Annotated in this window: 2 protein-coding genes; both read left to right on the top strand. The window is 35.2% G+C overall.

Annotated elements, in window-relative coordinates; genetic code table 11:
• Nucleotides 1–794 precede the first annotated feature (794 nt).
• Nucleotides 795–1436, top strand: a complete 642-nt coding sequence (locus AC3AX0_RS10645; protein ID WP_487550268.1) for a GntR family transcriptional regulator — start codon at nt 795–797, stop codon at nt 1434–1436.
• A 9-nt stretch (nt 1437–1445) separates the two neighbouring features.
• Nucleotides 1446–2459, top strand: a complete 1014-nt coding sequence (locus AC3AX0_RS10640) for an aldo/keto reductase (RefSeq protein ID WP_487550267.1) — start codon at nt 1446–1448, stop codon at nt 2457–2459.
• Nucleotides 2460–2958 lie beyond the last annotated feature (499 nt).

Here is a 2958-nt window from a genome sequence, read left to right as displayed (position 1 = left end):
GTGACGGAGAGGATGCAAGATTAAATGTTCCTGCCGTGGATTGCGTAATTAGTGGAGGATCGGTGCCTGGTTTTGTAAATGAAAATAAGGAAGTATATCTATCTCGAAATGGAGATGAGTATGTAAAGCATATCTCTTATAAATATAAAAAGTCATTATGATGTATAGCTATTGAAGATTGTTGTTATTGAATACTAGAAGTAGGAGAAACACTAGATGGGTGCATTTTAAAAATAATTTCTGAACAAGAAACCTATGGCTATGAGATAATCACTATCCTGGAAAAATATGGATTTGGAAGGTTAAGTGAAGGAACGATATCTCTGCTAATGTTAACGAGTTGCTTGAATGGAGTGATTTTTTTGAATAAATATGAAGAAATAAGAGACTCTGAAAAATATCTACTTTATAAAAATAAGGAATTTTATAATGACATAATTTTTCACATTAGTACTCATAAGCTAGAAGAAGATGAGTTATAATACTAAAAGATAGTATATTTAGAAAAAACATACGAAGTAACAGAATGATAGTATTTAATGAGCCAAGCATGCTGCATGTGCTGAATATGAAAGATCTATGCCAGGATTAAATCCTGGTATTTTTTTGCTTGCTAACCGACTTGGACTTCTTGATCACAAATGCTCACGAAATCAAAAAACAATGCTTTTCACGGCGCTAAAAGTAACAAGCCGCTTTAAAACGAACTAAAAACAAGTTGATATAACAATAAAACCAAGGTTATGCTATACTATATGTAGTGTTAATATATCAATCTAATACTAGGAGGGAAAATGGAAGTAAGAAATATAAATGATCATGTGTACAGCACAGTTTTGGATAGGATATTGAACTTGGAGTACAAACCGGGGGATATAATAGAGGAAAAGAAGATAGCAACGGAATTCAATATAAGCAGAACTCCTGTAAGAGAATCTTTGTTGAGATTGTCAAACAGGTCTATGATAAATATGATACCTAGAGTAGGAACGTATGTAACGCAGATAGACATAAAGGAAGTGAAAAACGCTTATCAGGTTAAGAAGAAGATGGAGGCCTATGCCGCCGAATTGGCAGCGGAGCATGCATCGCCTGAACAAGCTGCAAGGCTTATTGAAATTGCATATGAAATGGAAAAGTATAACGGCAGCAGCGACTATTTGAAATATATAGCTGCAGATTATGAGTTTTTTAAAATAATCAGAGATGTATGCAGAAATGAAATACTAACAGGAATGCTTGAAGAGCTTAACGATGTAATAGTAAGATTTCTAAGATATATTCAATATGTATGTGAGAATCCAAAGTGGCATGTACAATCGCTGAATTCCATAGCCATGTCTATTAGGAATCACGACAAGGAAACTGCATACAAGGAAACGGAGTATTTTGATGCTGTTTATGTTAAAAAGCTTTTTAACTCATATTTCGGTTAGGAGGAATTCATGAAATTTAAGACTCTAGGAAAGACAGGATTAGAAGTTTCAGTAATAGGACTTGGTGGTATACCTATTCAGAGAGTTTCAAAGGAAGGTGCTCTTGAGATAATCAAGGAGTGCAAAAACAAGGGAATCAATTTTATTGACACTGCAAGAGCATACAGCGTCAGTGAAAGTTATATAGGAAATGCGCTTAAGGAAGTGGGTAGGGAAAGCTTCATCATAGCGACGAAGGCCCAGGCATACAACTATTATGACATGAAGAAGAATATAAACGACAGTCTGGAAGCTCTTGGAGTTGAATATATTGATCTATATCAGGTCCATGATACCAGTACCAGAGGCAAGTTTTCGGATGTGGTTTCTGAGGACGGAGCTTTAAAGGCTTTGATTGAAGCCAAGGAAGAAGGTAAAATAAGACATATAGGAATAACAAGCCACAATCATGAAATTCTTGAAAAGGCACTTTCCTATGAAGAATTTGAGACATATCAATTTCCATATAATCCTGTTGAAGATCAGGGAGTAGAGGTTCTAATAAAGGCTGCTGAAAAGAACATAGGTGTAATTATAATGAAGCCTGTGGCAGGAGGAGCTTTCTCAAAGCCTGTACTTTCAATAAAGTATATACTTAACACGGACTTTGTTACCCTTGCAATACCCGGCATGGATAGTGTTGAACAGGTAGTTGAAAATTCATCCGTAGCAGAAAACCTGTCACCTTTAACAGAAGAGGAAATGGTTGAAATCGATGAAGAGGTAAAGGAACTTGGTTCGGATTTTTGCAGAAGATGCGGTTACTGTCTTCCTTGTCCGCAGGGTATAAACATACCGGGAGCAATGCTTTTGGAAAACTATGTTAAAAGATATGACCTAAACGATTGGGCCGTTAAAAGATATGAAGGGATGTTCTCAAAAGCTTCGGACTGTATAAAATGCGGAGTTTGCGAGCCTAGATGTCCTTATAATGTACCAATAAGGAAGAGACTTGAAAGTGTAAAGGAAACATTCGGGAAATAGATAACTGAATAATTTGGAATTTGAATCAGGATATTTATGTAAAGTTTAATGCTTTGGATATATATTCTGGTTTTTTTGCCTGTTTGGCATTAGATTTCCTTGGAAGAGATATCCGACCGTTGGAATCAGATGCGATTTAAGAGGCAGTAAAGTAAAGAATTAATGAGGATGTAAATTCCTGCTTATATATATAAATATGTAAGTAAAATTTCAAATTGCATTATTCGAAAAAAACATGAAAAGAATTAAAATAATCATTGACTATGAGGCCGTAAATCCCTATACTGATAAAGCACCTCAAAAGAGGGCGAAAAAAACGGCTGAAAAAAGCACAATAAAGAACTGAAATAAACAGTTGACAAAAGCAATGACGGTCGCTATACTAGTAAAGCACCCAAAAGGGAGCGGGAAACAAAACAGTATAAAAAGCAAGTAAACAAGCATTGAAAAATAAGTAAAAAAAGATTAAAAGAGTTGTTGACACAGTAGAGTATGAATG

It is taken from the genome of Dethiosulfatibacter sp. (assembly GCF_983023055.1).
The sequence above is the reverse complement of the archived record's forward strand: the minus strand, read 5'-3'. Positions and strand labels throughout refer to the sequence as shown.